This window comes from Methylibium sp. Pch-M (genome assembly GCF_004136295.1).
GTDB classification, from domain to species: Bacteria; Pseudomonadota; Gammaproteobacteria; order Burkholderiales; family Burkholderiaceae_C; genus Methylibium; species Methylibium petroleiphilum.
On record NZ_CP029606.1, the window covers coordinates 674,602 to 689,043 of the forward strand.

At 64.6% G+C, this 14,442-nt stretch carries 11 protein-coding genes; 1 reads left to right on the forward strand and 10 read right to left on the reverse strand.

Annotation, left to right across the window (positions count from 1 at the left end):
* Positions 1–71: 71 nt before the first annotated feature.
* From C1M51_RS03225 to C1M51_RS03270, 10 genes are all read right to left on the reverse strand, one after another.
* On the reverse strand, positions 72–1,220 hold the full coding sequence (locus C1M51_RS03225) for a glycosyltransferase family 4 protein (RefSeq protein WP_129448205.1): 1,149 nt from the start codon (positions 1,218–1,220) through the stop codon (positions 72–74).
* Positions 1,221–2,714, reverse strand: coding sequence for a lipopolysaccharide biosynthesis protein (locus tag C1M51_RS03230; protein ID WP_129448206.1), 1,494 nt, complete (start codon positions 2,712–2,714; stop codon positions 1,221–1,223).
* 55 nt (positions 2,715–2,769) lie between these two features.
* The gene (locus C1M51_RS03235) at positions 2,770–4,275 is read right to left on the reverse strand and encodes a hypothetical protein (protein WP_129448207.1); all 1,506 of its coding nucleotides are present in this window, start codon (positions 4,273–4,275) and stop codon (positions 2,770–2,772) included.
* A gap of 18 nt (positions 4,276–4,293) precedes the next feature.
* The gene (locus C1M51_RS03240) at positions 4,294–5,163 is read right to left on the reverse strand and encodes a polysaccharide biosynthesis tyrosine autokinase (RefSeq protein ID WP_242499953.1); all 870 of its coding nucleotides are present in this window, start codon (positions 5,161–5,163) and stop codon (positions 4,294–4,296) included.
* Between the two features lie 55 nt (positions 5,164–5,218).
* Positions 5,219–6,628, reverse strand: a complete 1,410-nt coding sequence (epsF, locus tag C1M51_RS03245) for a chain length determinant protein EpsF (protein WP_242500027.1) — start codon at positions 6,626–6,628, stop codon at positions 5,219–5,221.
* A gap of 34 nt (positions 6,629–6,662) precedes the next feature.
* The gene (epsE, locus tag C1M51_RS03250; protein WP_242499954.1) at positions 6,663–7,511 is read right to left on the reverse strand and encodes a polysaccharide export protein EpsE; all 849 of its coding nucleotides are present in this window, start codon (positions 7,509–7,511) and stop codon (positions 6,663–6,665) included.
* A 378-nt stretch (positions 7,512–7,889) separates the two neighbouring features.
* Positions 7,890–8,621 carry a bifunctional demethylmenaquinone methyltransferase/2-methoxy-6-polyprenyl-1,4-benzoquinol methylase UbiE gene (gene ubiE / locus C1M51_RS03255; RefSeq protein ID WP_129448210.1) on the reverse strand — a complete coding sequence of 244 codons (732 nt, stop codon included), beginning with the start codon at positions 8,619–8,621 and terminating at the stop codon, positions 7,890–7,892.
* A 10-nt stretch (positions 8,622–8,631) separates the two neighbouring features.
* On the reverse strand, positions 8,632–9,048 hold the full coding sequence (locus tag C1M51_RS03260) for a gamma-butyrobetaine hydroxylase-like domain-containing protein (protein ID WP_129448211.1): 417 nt from the start codon (positions 9,046–9,048) through the stop codon (positions 8,632–8,634).
* A gap of 34 nt (positions 9,049–9,082) precedes the next feature.
* Positions 9,083–9,526 (reverse strand): HIT family protein, encoded by a 444-nt coding sequence (locus tag C1M51_RS03265; RefSeq protein ID WP_129448212.1) that lies wholly within the window; start codon positions 9,524–9,526, stop codon positions 9,083–9,085.
* The gene (locus tag C1M51_RS03270; protein ID WP_129448213.1) at positions 9,523–13,488 is read right to left on the reverse strand and encodes a DUF3683 domain-containing protein; all 3,966 of its coding nucleotides are present in this window, start codon (positions 13,486–13,488) and stop codon (positions 9,523–9,525) included. The genes C1M51_RS03265 and C1M51_RS03270 overlap by 4 nt, the downstream gene beginning before the upstream one ends.
* A 107-nt stretch (positions 13,489–13,595) precedes the next feature.
* Here C1M51_RS03270 and ugpQ point away from each other — a divergent pair, with 107 nt between their 5' ends.
* Positions 13,596–14,345, forward strand: coding sequence for a glycerophosphodiester phosphodiesterase (ugpQ, locus tag C1M51_RS03275; protein ID WP_129448214.1), 750 nt, complete (start codon positions 13,596–13,598; stop codon positions 14,343–14,345).
* Positions 14,346–14,442: the final 97 nt, after the last annotated feature.

The window sequence follows — 14,442 nt, forward strand, 5'->3', positions numbered from 1 at the left end:
GGTACGCAGGCTCTAGTGAATGAACAAAAGATCGGCCATGGCTCGAGAACGGGGTGTGTCGCCGCGCCGAATCAGCCCGGACAGGCCTCTTGTACGAGTTCTAGGAACCGCGGTTCGATGCCGGTCCATTTGAACTTCCCACTGCTCAGCACAGCTCGTTCGGATGCTGTCGAAAGATCGGATCGTCGAGCCCAGATGGTCTCCAGGCACTGCGCAAACGATGCGGGATCGTAGTCGAACACGAAACCGTTGACGCCGTCTTCGATGTAGTCGGTGTGTGTTCTGATCCTGCTGGCCAGAACCGGCAGGCCGGCAACCAGATACTCGAACAGCTTGGTCGGCGGGTTGAATCGCCACCACAGCCTGTCTTCCCAGATGCAGATACCGAGATCGGCTCGCCTCAGATAGCCCGGAATCTCGGCGCCGGGTACGCGCCCGACCACCGTGAGCATCTCGTCGCCCAGACCCAACTCCCTGGCTCGGTTCGCACAGTAGCGCTGTTGATCCTCATCGGCACCGACCAGGGTGAGTTGACAGGGAACCCCGGCTCGGCAAGCAAGCGCCAGCCCTTCCAGCATCACATCGCGCCCTCGCTCTCGCGCGACGGTCCCGGTGTAGACGAGTTGCAGGCGCGCACCGGTCCCTCGGTCTCCTCGTTCAGCCTCCTGCCCCGAGAACTCGCCGGAGACACCCATGTAGATCAGTTCGAGGCGCGCGCGCGGGACACCATGTTGCAAGAGGTCCTCGTGATGGGCTTCCCCGATCGGCATGACCAGGCGGCAGCGCCCTGCTGCCAGATAACTGGCTCTCACGAGTCCCAACCCCAGCAACCGCCTCAGAAACTGCGTCTTCGGTTGGCCCCCGAAAAAATGGCTCGGGTGCTCATTCCAGTACAGCACGACTGGCACACGAGCGATCAACCAGGACGCCAGCGCCAACTGTGAACCAAGCAGGAAGACCAGATCGGGCTGCTCACTCTTCACGAAATGGGCGAGACGACGGATGTAGCCGAACAACGGCCGTTTTCCGGTCCGTGCCGTTGGCAGGACCTTGACGGTCAGGAGTTCGCAGGCGAATTGCTTTTCGAACGACGCATCCCTCAAGACCAGCGTCACATCGTAGTGTCTTGCCAACGCTTCTATTCGGTACTTGAAATCAAGGAAGCCTGGCTGGTTGTCGTAGAACCAGGTACCGATCACGATCCGGGGACGACCACTCATCTATGCGCCTTTCGCCAGCACGGACGTCGCCAGCAACTCCTTGAGCACTACAAGATCCTCCCGACGCAGCGTACGCAAGAGGACCACGCCAGCCGCATATGCGAGGAAGGCCCCGCATGCGACCGCGATGCTCGCCATGACTGTTGCATCGCGGGCGAGGATTCTGCCAATCACCACCAGCGCAATCGCTACAACAGCGACTCTCAGGTCCTTGCCCCAGTCCCACGTTCCGACGGTTGCTTTGCTGGGGCTCCATCGAAGGGCGCACCATAACGCCGGCGAAACCAGCATAGCGACCAGAGCGACCCCGATTCCACCGGCATGCTTGGCGGCGACCCACATGATGGGAAACAGGAACACAGAGATCAAAGCAAACCGTCGCAACAACAGCGGCATCTCGTGGGCGATGCTGCTCGAGATCCACAGGACGGAACTGATGGTGCTGGCAGCGAGGCCGACCAGGATCAAGGCCGCCAACAAGCCGGCGTCGGTGTACTTTCCACCCGTGACGATCGAAATGATCGGGTCGCCCGCGATCCCGAAGGCGACCGCCAAACCGATGATGGGATAAGCGCTGACCCGGCGCAGCAGGTCCAACTGGCCGATGATCGCCGTCAGGCTCTCGCCCTCGGCGAACCGCCGGACCATCACCGGCTCGACCGCTGTCTGCAGAATCTGCATAGGAAGGTACTGCTTCAGGCGGTCCGCGAGCGTCTGCAGGAAGCCGAATGCGGCAATCACCGCAGCCCCCGAATGGAAGCCCACAATGACGCGCAGCATGCTGCCCTGCCACGGCAGACCGAGAATGTAGGAGCCGTAGTTGGACAGCGCCATCTTGCCCAGCGAGCGCCAGGTCGGCCAACTCGCGCGGTCTCCGTTCACCTCGGCGATCCGCATCCGCCGAAGCACCGGCATCACGACCGCAAACGCGACAACGATCAGTTGGAGGAACTCGACGCCCACCAGGATCAGGAGCACCCAGACAAGCTTGAGCACACCGACCAGCAGCGAGATCGAGCACAACACAGCAAGCCGGACGACGATGCCTGCGAGCACGATCGCCGCCTGCAACTGGAACTTCATCAGGCTACTTGCAGCGTGCCCGACTACTTCCGAAAGTCCGACGACGATCGCAAGCGCGCAACCTAGCGAGATCGGAATCCATATTGCTTCCTGCGCCTGCAACGGCACAAGAGCCGTCAATATTGCAAGGACAACGATGGGTGCGAGTAACAGCCGCGGCGCGAAGGCGATGCCGATCAGCTTGCTGGCAAAGACTGCGTCGTTGCGCAGATAGGCTTCTGGCAAGAATCGATACAGAACGCGATCCATCCCGAAACCGGACACGATGCCCGCGATCGAGATCGCAGAAACTGCGATCAGATACTGCGCGAACTCCTCGACGGACATCCATCGCACCAGGATCAATGGAATGGCAATTCCAGACAGCCCGGTGACGACCCTGATGACAGCGAAACCTTTGAGTGAAGCCATCAGATGACGAAAATTCCATCAGGGCGGCCCATCGGACCGAAGCGGAATCGAAGACTCAACTTCCGGCTCTGAGGCGCGATCGGGTCGCACACACATAGCCAACGGCAATTGCCAACAGAAGTTGAGTGGAAGGATCCTCGAGTAGCGAGGTATTGTAGAAAAGCAGCGTTAAGGCAATCAGAAAATAGACAGACAGCGCGTCGAGACGTGCCGCTTCGATGGATGGAAGATCCGGATGCCGCGCTGCCTTGATGCTCGTGATCAAGCCGAAGACCACGATCCCGACAAATGCGAAAAGTCCGATCAATCCGGCGTCCCACAGCAACATCGCGATGCCCGTCGCCGCGATCTTGAACGGCACGAACCGAACGGCCACCTCCCCCAGCCCCCCCGTCGTCGAGACCCGTGAAGATCCGACTCCATAGCCGGCAAGGCGACGTGGGGTGTCCGTGTAGGTATCGTTGACCCAGAAACCGATCGAAGCACCGCGACTGACCTCACCCGTCTGCGGATCGACGTTGTAGGGGTCGAAGAAATAGGCCATGCGCTCGACCATGTCTCCGGATGCCCGGTCCGGTGCCTTCGACCAATACATTGCGCTGTAAGCGACGAACATCCCCATCATCACGACCGAGACGACCGCGACCGTCGCAAACAGGGCCACGGCGCTGCTGAAAATCTTCTTGCGCAACACGAAGATGACGGCCATCGGAATCCAGAGGAACGCTGCCTTCACTTCCCCGGAAAAGATGATGACCAGTCCGACCCCTCCATAGAGGAGCAGTCTGGAGAAATTCTTCGAACCGCGGGCGAACCGGGCCAGTTCGTACGACATCACGAGCAATGCGAAGAGCACGAGCGTGGAGTTGGCACCGCCGGCCTCGATCAGCCCACCGAAGCTCCCCACGACGGCATCAAACGCTGTCGTGACATCAGGGCGGGCAGGGACGATGACGAAGTGCTGGTAGAGCACCAACGGCACCTGGATGAAGAACACGATCGCCAGCAAACGCCAGAGCAGGTCGCGAAAATCGCTCGACCCGCCGCAGCGCAGCATGATGAGCGCGGCAACCCAGATTGGCAGCGCATTCTTCAACCCGACGACGACCTGCGAAATCGGTGGCGTGTTGATCGTGATCGCGAAGAGGATCGTGATCATGTACAGCACCACGCAGACCATCGCCGGTTCACGCAGAGAGGCAGCCCAGGAGTCGGCACCGCCGAGGCGGAACTTGTCGTCGTGCTGCCGGATCCGCAGCGAAACGCGAACCAGCGCCAACGCGCACAGCAGGTAAGGCAACCAAGCGATCGGCTGGAAGCGCAGAAAGTACGATGCCGTGCCCTGGATGATGAAGGTCACGACCACGATCAGACTGAAGAACGCCGGCAGCGGAAGGAGCATCATCAATGCCCCCCCGATCAATCCGGCCAGCATCAGCTGGGAAATCAAGGTTCCCTTGGCTGCCAGCACGCCGCTCGCGATCGCCAGCACGAGCAGCGATGCACCCAGCACGAGCGCGAGCGACTTGCCCAATCTGCCGGAGGAGCCCATGGCAATCAACGGAACGGGGCCCTTCGATCAGTAGTCGTTGACGACCACACCCGCAATCTTGGCGCCACCCTCTTTCAGCACCTCGACCAACTCTTCCAGATAGTCCATCTTCGATTCGTTCTTCCGTGCCACCACCAGCGCCGCACCGCACTTCGAAGCGATGACCGCACCATCGGAGCCGTACACCGCTGCCGGCGTGTCGACGAGCACGTGGTCGAACTTGCTGGTCAGCTCCCGCATAAGCAACGCAAACGCAGGCCGCTCGATCAGTTCGAGCGGATTGGGCGGCGTAACTCCGACCGTCATGACGAAGAGGCTCGGGATCGTCATGACCTGCTGAATCACCTGGGGCTCGGCACGCCCCGCCAGGACGCCGGACAAGCCGACGGAGTTCTGCAAACCGAACACCGAGTGCAGCCGAGGATTGCGCAGATCTGCATCGACCAGCAGCGTCCGCCCGCCAAGTTGGGCAAGCATGACCGCCAAGTTGGACGCAAAGAAAGTCTTTCCATCGCCATGTTCGGGGCTCACCACAGCAAGCGAGAGCCGTGGCTGATCACCCGAGAACAGGCGCATCATCAACTGACTGCGAATCCCCCGGAACGATTCCGCTTGGTAGGAGAACGGCTGGTGAAGAGCGACGAGCTCGGAGCTGACGTTCCGCTGCTCCTCTGGAGCATAGGGATAGTGAAACTGCTGCGACAAGGCAAACAACACATCGTCAGAGCTGGCCAGCCCCAGTGCGACTGCGGCATCGCCGAACCGGCCGCCATGCTCTCGCTGGTAGCTCAGTACACGCTCGACTTCGTCGGCAGACAGATTGCGCAGCTCACGAATGATGTCGCCAATCAACCTGTCGTGGATTGGCGGCCCCTTCGATTCGACGATCGTGGGCATTGTCGAGGCAGACGCGCCGTGCTCGTGGCGCCTCGAGTCTTGAAACTTCGCCATGTCAGTTGCTACCCGCAGAATTCAGCGCTTTGACGTTCCGCGCGCTGGACAAAAGCGGCATGCGGCTTCTGCCATGGTCGAGTGCTCTTCGATTCGGAGCAGGCAGGACCCCAAGAACCGGGAGCCCGATCATCTCGACGATATCTTGATTGATACGGAGCCGACGGTCGGCAGATTCCATGGCCATGGCGGCTCCGACGGCGAGGAAGGATCCGAAGAAGATGGCCAGCGCAATGTTCAGGAGCAACTTCGGCGAGGTCGGCTTCGACGGCGGCACAGCCTCCGAAAGTGCCAGGATGTTGCTCTGCGTCGTCTGGCTTTCCAGGCTCGATTGATTGAGACGCCCGACCACGGATTCGTAGGCCTTCTGTGCTGCCTCGACATCTCTTTGCAGCACAGCGCTCTCTTCTCGTTGCGCCTTCAGCTTGATGACGCGACTCCTCTGCAGTTCGAGCGCGGCACGCAATTCCGCTTCGCGTTGACGATTGATGGTGTTGGCAACACCCACCCCACCGGTCACCCGGCGCGTTTCGGCATCCAGTCTCGCCCGCACCTCGCTGATGCTGGCCTTGGCTTCAACCACCTGAGGATGGTTGTCACCCAGCCGCGAATTCAGCTCTTTCAACCGAGCCTCTGCACGCGACAGATCCGACTTCAATCCCCCGATGACCGGATTGGTGAGCACCTCTTGCAGACGGTCGGCGGAGCTGCTGCCTGCCTGCATCGAGCGACTGCTGGACTCCGCAGACATCGCCTGCACCATCACCAATTGCGACGACAGCTCGCTCAGGCGCGCGTTCTCGATGTCGAACCGCTCGTCGGTCGCCGTGATGCCCTTCTCGCGCTGGAACTCAGACAACTTCGCACGCGAATGATCGAGCGCATCCCGTAACTCTTTCGAGCGGGACTCGAAGAATCCCGTGTAGTTCTTTGCCGGGTTCGTCCGCATGTCCAGCGAAGTATCGACATAGGACTTCACGAAAGAATTGGCCATGTCTGCCGCCACCTTCGGATCGGTCGCGGCGTAGGACACGTTGATCACGCTGGATTCTCTCGACGGCGTGACCGTCAGATTCTTCTGCAGCGCCTCGACCAGCCACGCATCGATCGAACCCTCGCCACCGGAGGACTCCTGCCATTCAGCCCGCAATTGTGGGTTACTGCTCAATTGCAGCTCTTTGATGACACGCTCGGTCACCTTGCTGCTTTTCAGGATATCGGTTTGAGTGGCCATATAGGCCACCGGAGGCAGGTATTGATTCATCGCACCGCCGACCGGATCGGGACGGAACTCGACAACCACAGCCGCAGTCGCGACATATTGCTTCGGCAACAGGACGCTGACGACGATCGTCGTCACCAACGTCAAGCCCAAGACCAACATGCAAACTGCCCAGCGCGCGCGCAGCACGCTCAAGAAATGAGCCAGTGTCACGGTTTCCCCTTCAGAAGAGACTTTCTTTCACGTAGACAACGTCGCCATCGCGAAGCGCCTCGTCCATCTGCGGCTGCAATATCTGGACTTTTCCGTCAGCTCCGCGGCGATGCACGCGCAAGCCTTTCTCCGTGCCCCGCAAGGTCAAACCGCCGCCGGTAGCCAGCGCCTGCATGACCGTCATGCCACGCTCGAGCCGGAAGGCACCCGCGCGCTGCACTTCGCCGTAGATATAGACCATCGGCGCGCGATCGATCCAGACGACATCGCCATTCACGATCTGGATATCTCCGTTGGCACGAGCCTGTCCGACTGACCGCGCCAGGTCGATTTCGGCTCGAAACGGTTGTCCGCCGCGCGTTCCAACCACCGTCACCACGTCTGCACCGGAGGGCGCGATACCGCCAGCCACCGCAAGGACATCACTGAGCTTCGAGTCGGCAACCTCCAGTGGGTAGCGCCCCGGCTTGTTCACCTGCCCCAGGACCGACACTTGGTTCCCTCGAACTTGCACCACGAGCACAGTCACCTGAGGTTGCTTCACGAAGTTGCCGGTCCGCAAGCCTTCAGCGATGCGGTTCTCGATCTGCGTCACGCTCAATCCACCGGCCTTGACGGAACCCAGCAAAGGATAGGAGATGATGCCGGCCTCCGACACCCGGGTTTCGAGCGTGAGATCAGGATTCTGGTAGACCGTCACACGAATGACGTCGCCGGAGCCGAGGACATACTCGTTCCGAACCGGCTGGGTCGCTCCCTGCGCGTTGGCCACGGACATCGCACTCAGGGTGCCAAGTGCAACGAGCACGCCGAGGAAACACTGCCGAAACACTCTCATCACTTCAACCCCGATTTCCATTGCCAACCACCTGATTTTCTCTGCTTCAAATCTCGTGGAACTTCGGAGCACCCAGCTGCGAAGGAACACAACACTGCCACGCGATCTTGAGGCGCACTTGTCGCAGAAATCTCGAGGCCGCGCGATGACAAAACCCTCGAAACTGCGCAAAACCCCGGTCCAAATCATGCGTCGGCACCCCGACCGACCACGCTGGATTCCGACCATAGTGTTCATTCAACGAACGCCGGAGCCCCCGTGGAAAAGCTCCAATCGAGTGTACCTGTCGGTCTCGGCGGGCTCTCCACCCAATACCGGGGGCCGCCAGACAGACGACAGGGGCGCTGTGAAATTCTCACGATGCTTACCGGAAAGCGCCGGTCCCGACGATTCGTCGCGTCAACAACGAATCCCGGCATGCAGGGCCACCACCCCGCCTGCCATGTTGTGGACATCGACGTGTCCGAAGCCGGCAGCGCGCATCAGCCCCTTCAGCGCGGCCTGATCAGGATGCATCCTGATCGACTCAGCCAGGTACCGGTAGCTGTCCGCGTCGTTCGCGACCCACTTGCCCAGGCGCGGCAGCACCTGGAACGAATACCAGTCGTAGGCCTTCTCCAGCGGCTTGGCCACCTTGGAGAACTCCAGCACCAGCAGGCGCCCGCCCGGCTTGAGCACCCGGGCCATCTCCGCGAGGGCCAGTTCCTTGTGCGTCATGTTGCGCAGGCCGAAGGCCACGCTGACCACGTCGAAGCTGCCGCTGGCGAAGGGCAGGTGCTCGGCGTCGCAGATCGCAGTCGGCAGGACCAGGCCCTCGTCGAGCAGGCGGTCGCGGCCGGTGCGCAGCATCGCCTCGTTGATGTCGGTGTGCACGACCACGCCACGGCTGCCGACGCGACGCGAGAAGGCGCGCGCCAGATCGCCGGTTCCGCCGGCGATGTCGAGCACCCGGTCACCGTCGCGCACGTTCGCGACGGCCACCGTATAGGCCTTCCACGCACGGTGCAGACCCAGCGACATCAGATCGTTCATGACGTCGTACTTCGACGCAACCGCATCGAACACGCCGCGCACGCGGCCGGCCTTTTCTTTCTCGTCGACGCTCTGGAAGCCGAAGTGCGTGCTGCCCATGCCGCAGTACTCAGTGGTGGTGGCCGCAGGCCGAGCCGCCAGTGTCGACCATGGGGGCGTCGCGGTCCACCCCGGCGGCGGCGAGCCGCGCTTCGTAGGCCTGCCAGAGCTGCTCCTGCTGGCGACCCAGGTGGTAGAGGTAATCCCAAGCGAACAGACCCGAGTTGTGCCCGTCCGAGAAGGTGGGCTGAACGGCGTAATTGCCGACCGGTTCCAGTTCCACGATGTCGACATGGCGCTTGCCGGTCTGCAAAACCTCCTGGCCCGGGCCGTGTCCCTGCACCTCGGCCGAAGGCGAATACACGCGCAGCAACTCGAACGGCAGCCGGAACTGCGCGCCGTCGGAGAACGCGATCTCGAGCACCCGGGACTGCTGGTGCACGGTCAGGGCGGTCGGGGTCGGGGTGTCGGGGGTCAGGCCGGCCATTGGGGGATGCTCGTCGTCGGGGAACACTGCCAGTTTAATGGCCGGCGAGCGGTGCCAGCGCCGCCACCACGCGCGCATCGAGGTCGGCCAGCGGCAGCGGCAGGCGCGCCTCGGCCGTCGGCTCGACGCGGCGCAGCGGCGCTCCCCACACCGGCTGCGGGAAATGGCTGTCCCAGTCGAAGCGCGCGATCACGTGCCAGTGCAGGTGCGGCACCACGTTGCCCAGACTGGCGAGATTGATCTTGGTCGGCCTCAGCGCCTCGCGCAGCACCGTCTCGACCTTCGCGACCGCCTGCATGCACAGGCTGCGCTGCGCCGGCGGCAGGTCGGTCCACTCGGCGACGTGGGCGTTCCAGATCACCCGGTAGAACGCCGGGAAGGCGTGATCCTCGGCGCGGATCACGCGCCAGTCGGCAGTACGCAGCACCAGCCGGCCGCCATCACCGCGGCACAGTTCGCAGTCAGCGGGCCCGGTCACACCAGCACCCGCTCGATGCCGCCGGCATTGGCACGCTCGACGTAGCCTGGCAGCCATTCTTCGCCCAGGATCCTGCGTGCCATCTCGACCACGATGTAGTCGGCCTCCAGCAGGCCATTGTTCAGGTCGTTGCCGTAGCGGCTCAGGCCCTGCAGGCAGCTCGGGCAGGACGTGAGGATCTTCACCGGCCCGTCGGCGCCCACGCTGCCCGCGGCGCGCAACGCCACCTCGTCGCGGCGCAGCTCCTCCTCCTTGCGAAAGCGGATCTGCGTGGAGATGTCGGGGCGCGTGACGCCGAGCGTGCCGCTCTCGCCGCAACAGCGCTTGCTCTCGCGCACCCGATCGCCCATCAGCGCCTTCACGGTCTTCATCGGCTCCTGCAGCTTCATCGGGCTGTGGCAGGGGTCGTGGTACAGGTAACCGGTCGGGCCCTTCTGGCTGCGGCCATCGACCTCCGCCGAAAGGGAATCAGCCAGGCTGATTCCCTTTTCCAGCAGGAACTCGTGGATGTCGACGATGCGGCAGCCCGGAAAGATCTTGTCGAACTGGTAGCCCTGCAGCTGGTCGTAGCAGGTGCCGCAGCTCACCACCACGGTCTTGATGTCCAGGTAGTTCAGCGTGTTGGCCACGCGGTGGAACAGCACCCGGTTGTCGGTGATGATCTTCTCGGCCTTGTCGTACTGGCCGCTGCCGCGCTGCGGATAGCCGCAGCACAGGTAGCCCGGCGGCAGCACGGTCTGCACGCCGGCATGCCAGAGCATCGCCTGGGTCGCCAGCCCGACCTGCGAGAACAGGCGCTCGGAGCCGCAGCCGGGGAAGTAGAACACCGCCTCGCTGTCGGCCGTGGTGGCCTGCGGGTCGCGGATGATCGGGACGTAGTTCGCGTCCTCGATGTCGAGCAACGCCCGCGCGGTCTTCTTCGGCAGGCCGCCCGGCATCTTCTTGTTGATGAAGTGGATCACCTGGGCCTTCACCGGCGCCGGGCCCACGGTCGCCGGCGGCGCCGCAGTCTGCTTGCGCGCCAGCCGGCGCAGCAGGTCGTTGGCCAGGCGCTGGGCCTTGAAGCCCACGTCGACCATGGCCGAGCGCATCAGCTTGATCGTATCGGGGTTCTTCGCGTTCAGGAACAGCATCGCCGCCGCGTTGCCGGGGCGGAAGCTCTTCTGCCCCATCTTGCGCAGCAGGTTGCGCATGTTCATCGACACGTCGCCGAAGTCGATCTTCACCGGACACGGCGACAGGCACTTGTGGCAGACCGTGCAGTGGTCGGCCACGTCCTCGAACTCCTGCCAGTGCTTGATGCTGATGCCGCGGCGCGTCTGCTCCTCGTACAGGAAGGCCTCGACCAGCAGCGAGGTCGCGAGAATCTTGTTGCGCGGGCTGTACAGCAGGTTGGCGCGCGGCACGTGGGTGGCGCACACCGGCTTGCACTTGCCGCAGCGCAGGCAGTCCTTCACTGAATCGGCGATCGCGCCGATGTCGCTCTGTTGCATGATCAGCGACTCGTGGCCCATCAGCCCGAAGCTCGGCGTGTAGGCGTGGCTCAGGTCGGCCGCCAGCACGTCGTCGCCCAGGCCTTTCAGGGCCTCGCCGCGCAGCAGCTTGCCCTTGTTGAAGCGCCCCTGCGGATCGACGCGCTGCTTGTAGGCGGTGAAGTCGGCGATCTCGGCGTCGCTCAGGAACTCGAGCTTGGTGATGCCGATGCCATGCTCGCCGGAGATCACGCCGTCGAGCCGGCGCGCCAGCGCCATGATGCGGCCCACCGCCTCGTGCGCGGTCTGCAGCATCTCGTAGTTGTCGCTGTTGACCGGGATGTTGGTGTGCACGTTGCCGTCGCCAGCGTGCATGTGCAACGCCACCCAGACGCGACCGCGCAGCACCTCCTGGTGGATGCGGCTGCATTCGTCGAGCACCGCGGCGAACGCACCGCCGCTGAACAGCGCCTGCAGCGGCGCCCTCACCTGCGCCTTCCACGAGGCGCGAAGGCTGTGGTCCTGCAAGCGCGCGAACAGACTCGGCCCGCCGTCCGCCGGCAGCACGTCCAGCCCCTGCAGCCAGCCCTGCCACAGCGCACGCACCTCGCGCAGCAGCGTCAGGGCCTGCTGCACGCGGTCTTCCAGCAGCTCGGCGCTCGGGATGTCGCTGGCGTCGTCGTTCCTGCCGAGCGGCAGCTCGCCCCGCTCGAAGTAGGCCTCCAGCGCGTCCAGCAGCTGCAGCTTGTTGCGCATCGACAGCTCGACGTTGATGCGCTCGATGCCCTCGGTGTACTCGCCCATCCGCGGCAGCGGAATCACCACGTCCTCGTTGATCTTGAAGGCGTTGGTGTGCTTGCTGATCGCCGCGGTGCGCTTGCGGTCGAGCCAGAACTTCTTGCGCGCGTCGGCGCTCACGGCGACGAACCCCTCGCCGTGGCGCGAATTGGCGATGCGCACCACCTCGCTGGCGGCACGCGCCACGGCGTCGGGGTCCTCGCCGGCGATGTCGCCCACCAGCACCATCTTCGGCAGCCCACCGCGCTTGCTCTTGGTCGCGTAGCCGACCGCCTTCAGGTAGCGGTCGTCCAGGTGCTCGAGCCCGGCGAGGATCGCACCGCCGGCGCGCTGCTCGGCGAACAGGTAGTCCTTGATCTCGACGATGCTCGGCACCGCATCCTTGGCGTTGCCGAAGAACTCCAGGCACACGGTACGCGTGTGGGCCGGCATCTTGTGCACGATCCAGCGCGCGCTGGTGATCAGTCCGTCGCAGCCTTCCTTCTGGATGCCCGGCAGCCCGGCGAGGAACTTGTCGGTCACGTCCTTGCCCAGGCCTTCCTTGCGGAAGCTCGGGCCGGGCACGTCGAGCCGCTCGGTGCGCACCGGCGTCTTGCCGTCGGCCTCGAAGTAGCGCAGCTCGAAGCTCGCCAGCTCGGCATCGTGGATCTTGCCGAGGTTGTGGTTCAGGCGCACGACCTCGAGCCACTGCGCGTCGGGCGTCACCATGCGCCACGAGGCCAGGTTGTCGAGCGCGGTGCCCCACAGCACGGCCTTCTTGCCGCCGGCGTTCATCGCGATGTTGCCGCCGATGCAGCTCGCCTCGGCCGAGGTCGGGTCGACCGCGAACACCTGGCCGGCACGCTCGGCGGCGTCGGCGACGCGCTGGGTCACGACGCCGGCCTCGGTCCACACCGTCGGCACGGGCTGGGCAAGCCCCGGCAGCGAGACCCACTCGACCTCGCCCATCGCCTCGAGCTTCTCGGTGTTGATGACGGCGCTCTTCCAGGTCAGCGGCACGGCTCCACCGGTGTAGCCGGTGCCGCCGCCGCGCGGAATGATCGTCAGGCCGAGCTCGATGCAGCCCTTCACCAGCGCCGCCATCTCGGCCTCGGTATCGGGCGTCAGCACGACGAACGGGTACTCGACCCGCCAGTCGGTCGCGTCGGTCACGTGCGACACGCGCGACAGACCGTCGAACTTGATGTTGTCCTTGGCCGTGTGCCGCCCCAGCCGGCGCTGCGCGCGGCGGCGCAGCTCGGCCATCGTGTCGAAACCGAGCGAGAAGCGATCCACCGCCTCGCGTGCCGCCTTCAGCAGTTCGCCGACGCGGGCATTGCGCTGCGCCGCTTCCACGTCCATCGTGGCCTCGTCCTTGTCGGCGCGGCGCTTGTCGATCTCGCCCAGCCGGTGCTGCAGGGCCTCGACCAGCTGGCGGCGCCGGCGTGGGTTGTCCAGCAGGTCGTCCTGCAGGTAAGGGTTGCGCTGCACCACCCAGATGTCGCCCAGCACCTCGTAGAGCATGCGGGCCGAGCGGCCGGTCACGCGCTCGGCGCGCAGCTGGTGCAGCATCTCCCACGACCGCGGCCCGAGCAGTCGCAGCACGATCTCGCGATCGGAGAACGAGGTGTAGTTGTACGGAATCTCGCGCAGTCGCGCGGCGTGGCCGTCGGCGGCCTGGATCGTGCTGTGGAGGGGAAGCGGTGCGTTCATGGTCGCCAGCCGCCAACATCAAGTCGCGTCTGGGCCCGAATGCTATCGCAGTGCAGCACGGCCGACGCCCGTGCGGTCATGGCCACCGGTGCTGGCTACCATGCGGCATGCTCCCCCCAGCGCCCTGGCCCTACCCGTTCTGGATCGCCCACCGCGGCGCCGGCAAGCTGGCGCCGGAGAACACGCTGGCCGCCTTTCGCGCCGGTCAAGCACGCGGCTATCGCATGGCCGAATGCGATGTGACGCTGAGTGCCGACGAACAGCCCTTCCTGCTGCACGACGCGACCCTCGATCGCACGACCGACGGGCATGGTCCCGCGGCCGCACAGGCCTGGCCCGCGCTGGCCGACCTGGATGCCGGCGCCTGGCACGGCCCCCGCTTCCGCGGCGAGCGCCTGCCGACGCTGGCGGCGCTGGCCGAGCACGCCCGCCACAGCGGCCTGCTGCTGAACCTGGAGCTCAAGCCCGGCCCGGGCCAGGCGGCGCGTACCGGCGCCGTGGTCGCCCGAGTGGCCGCCGGCCTGTGGGCCGGCCTCACGCCGCCGCTGCTGAGCTCCTTCGAGACCGCCTCGCTGGCGGCGGCGCGCGACGCGGTCGAGGCCCTGCCGCGCGCCCTGCTGCTGGAGCGTCTGGCGGCAGGCTGGCGCGAGGCGGCCTGCGGCCTGGGCTGCGCCGCCATCGTGGTCCAGCACCGCGCGCTCGACGCCAACGCCATCCGCCAGGCCCACGAGGCCGGCCTGCGCGTGCTGTCCTACACGGTCAACGGCGCGGCGGAGGCCCGGCGCTTGCGTGCGGCCGGCATCGATGGCCTGATCACCGACGCCGTCGATCGCTTCGCGCCGGACACGCCGGGCTGAGCACCCGAGGCCCGGGCCGCGTGCAGGCTGGGGATGGTCAACGGCACCCGCCGCGGCAACATCGAGACCGATCCAGGATCCACGAAAGGAACGCCCC

Excerpts from the sequence above, each read along its gene's own strand:
- ubiE (WP_129448210.1), bottom strand. The coding sequence starts at position 8,621 with ATGGGCAGCACGCACTTCGGCTTCCAGAGCGTCGACGAGAAAGAAAAG.
- epsE (WP_242499954.1), bottom strand. The coding sequence starts at position 7,511 with ATGGAAATCGGGGTTGAAGTGATGAGAGTGTTTCGGCAGTGTTTCCTC.
- C1M51_RS03230 (WP_129448206.1), bottom strand. The coding sequence starts at position 2,714 with ATGGCTTCACTCAAAGGTTTCGCTGTCATCAGGGTCGTCACCGGGCTG.
- C1M51_RS03260 (WP_129448211.1), bottom strand. The coding sequence starts at position 9,048 with ATGGCCGGCCTGACCCCCGACACCCCGACCCCGACCGCCCTGACCGTG.
- C1M51_RS03225 (WP_129448205.1), bottom strand. The coding sequence starts at position 1,220 with ATGAGTGGTCGTCCCCGGATCGTGATCGGTACCTGGTTCTACGACAAC.
- C1M51_RS03240 (WP_242499953.1), bottom strand. The coding sequence starts at position 5,163 with ATGCCCACGATCGTCGAATCGAAGGGGCCGCCAATCCACGACAGGTTG.
- ugpQ (WP_129448214.1), top strand. The coding sequence starts at position 13,596 with ATGCTCCCCCCAGCGCCCTGGCCCTACCCGTTCTGGATCGCCCACCGC.
- C1M51_RS03270 (WP_129448213.1), bottom strand. The coding sequence starts at position 13,488 with ATGAACGCACCGCTTCCCCTCCACAGCACGATCCAGGCCGCCGACGGC.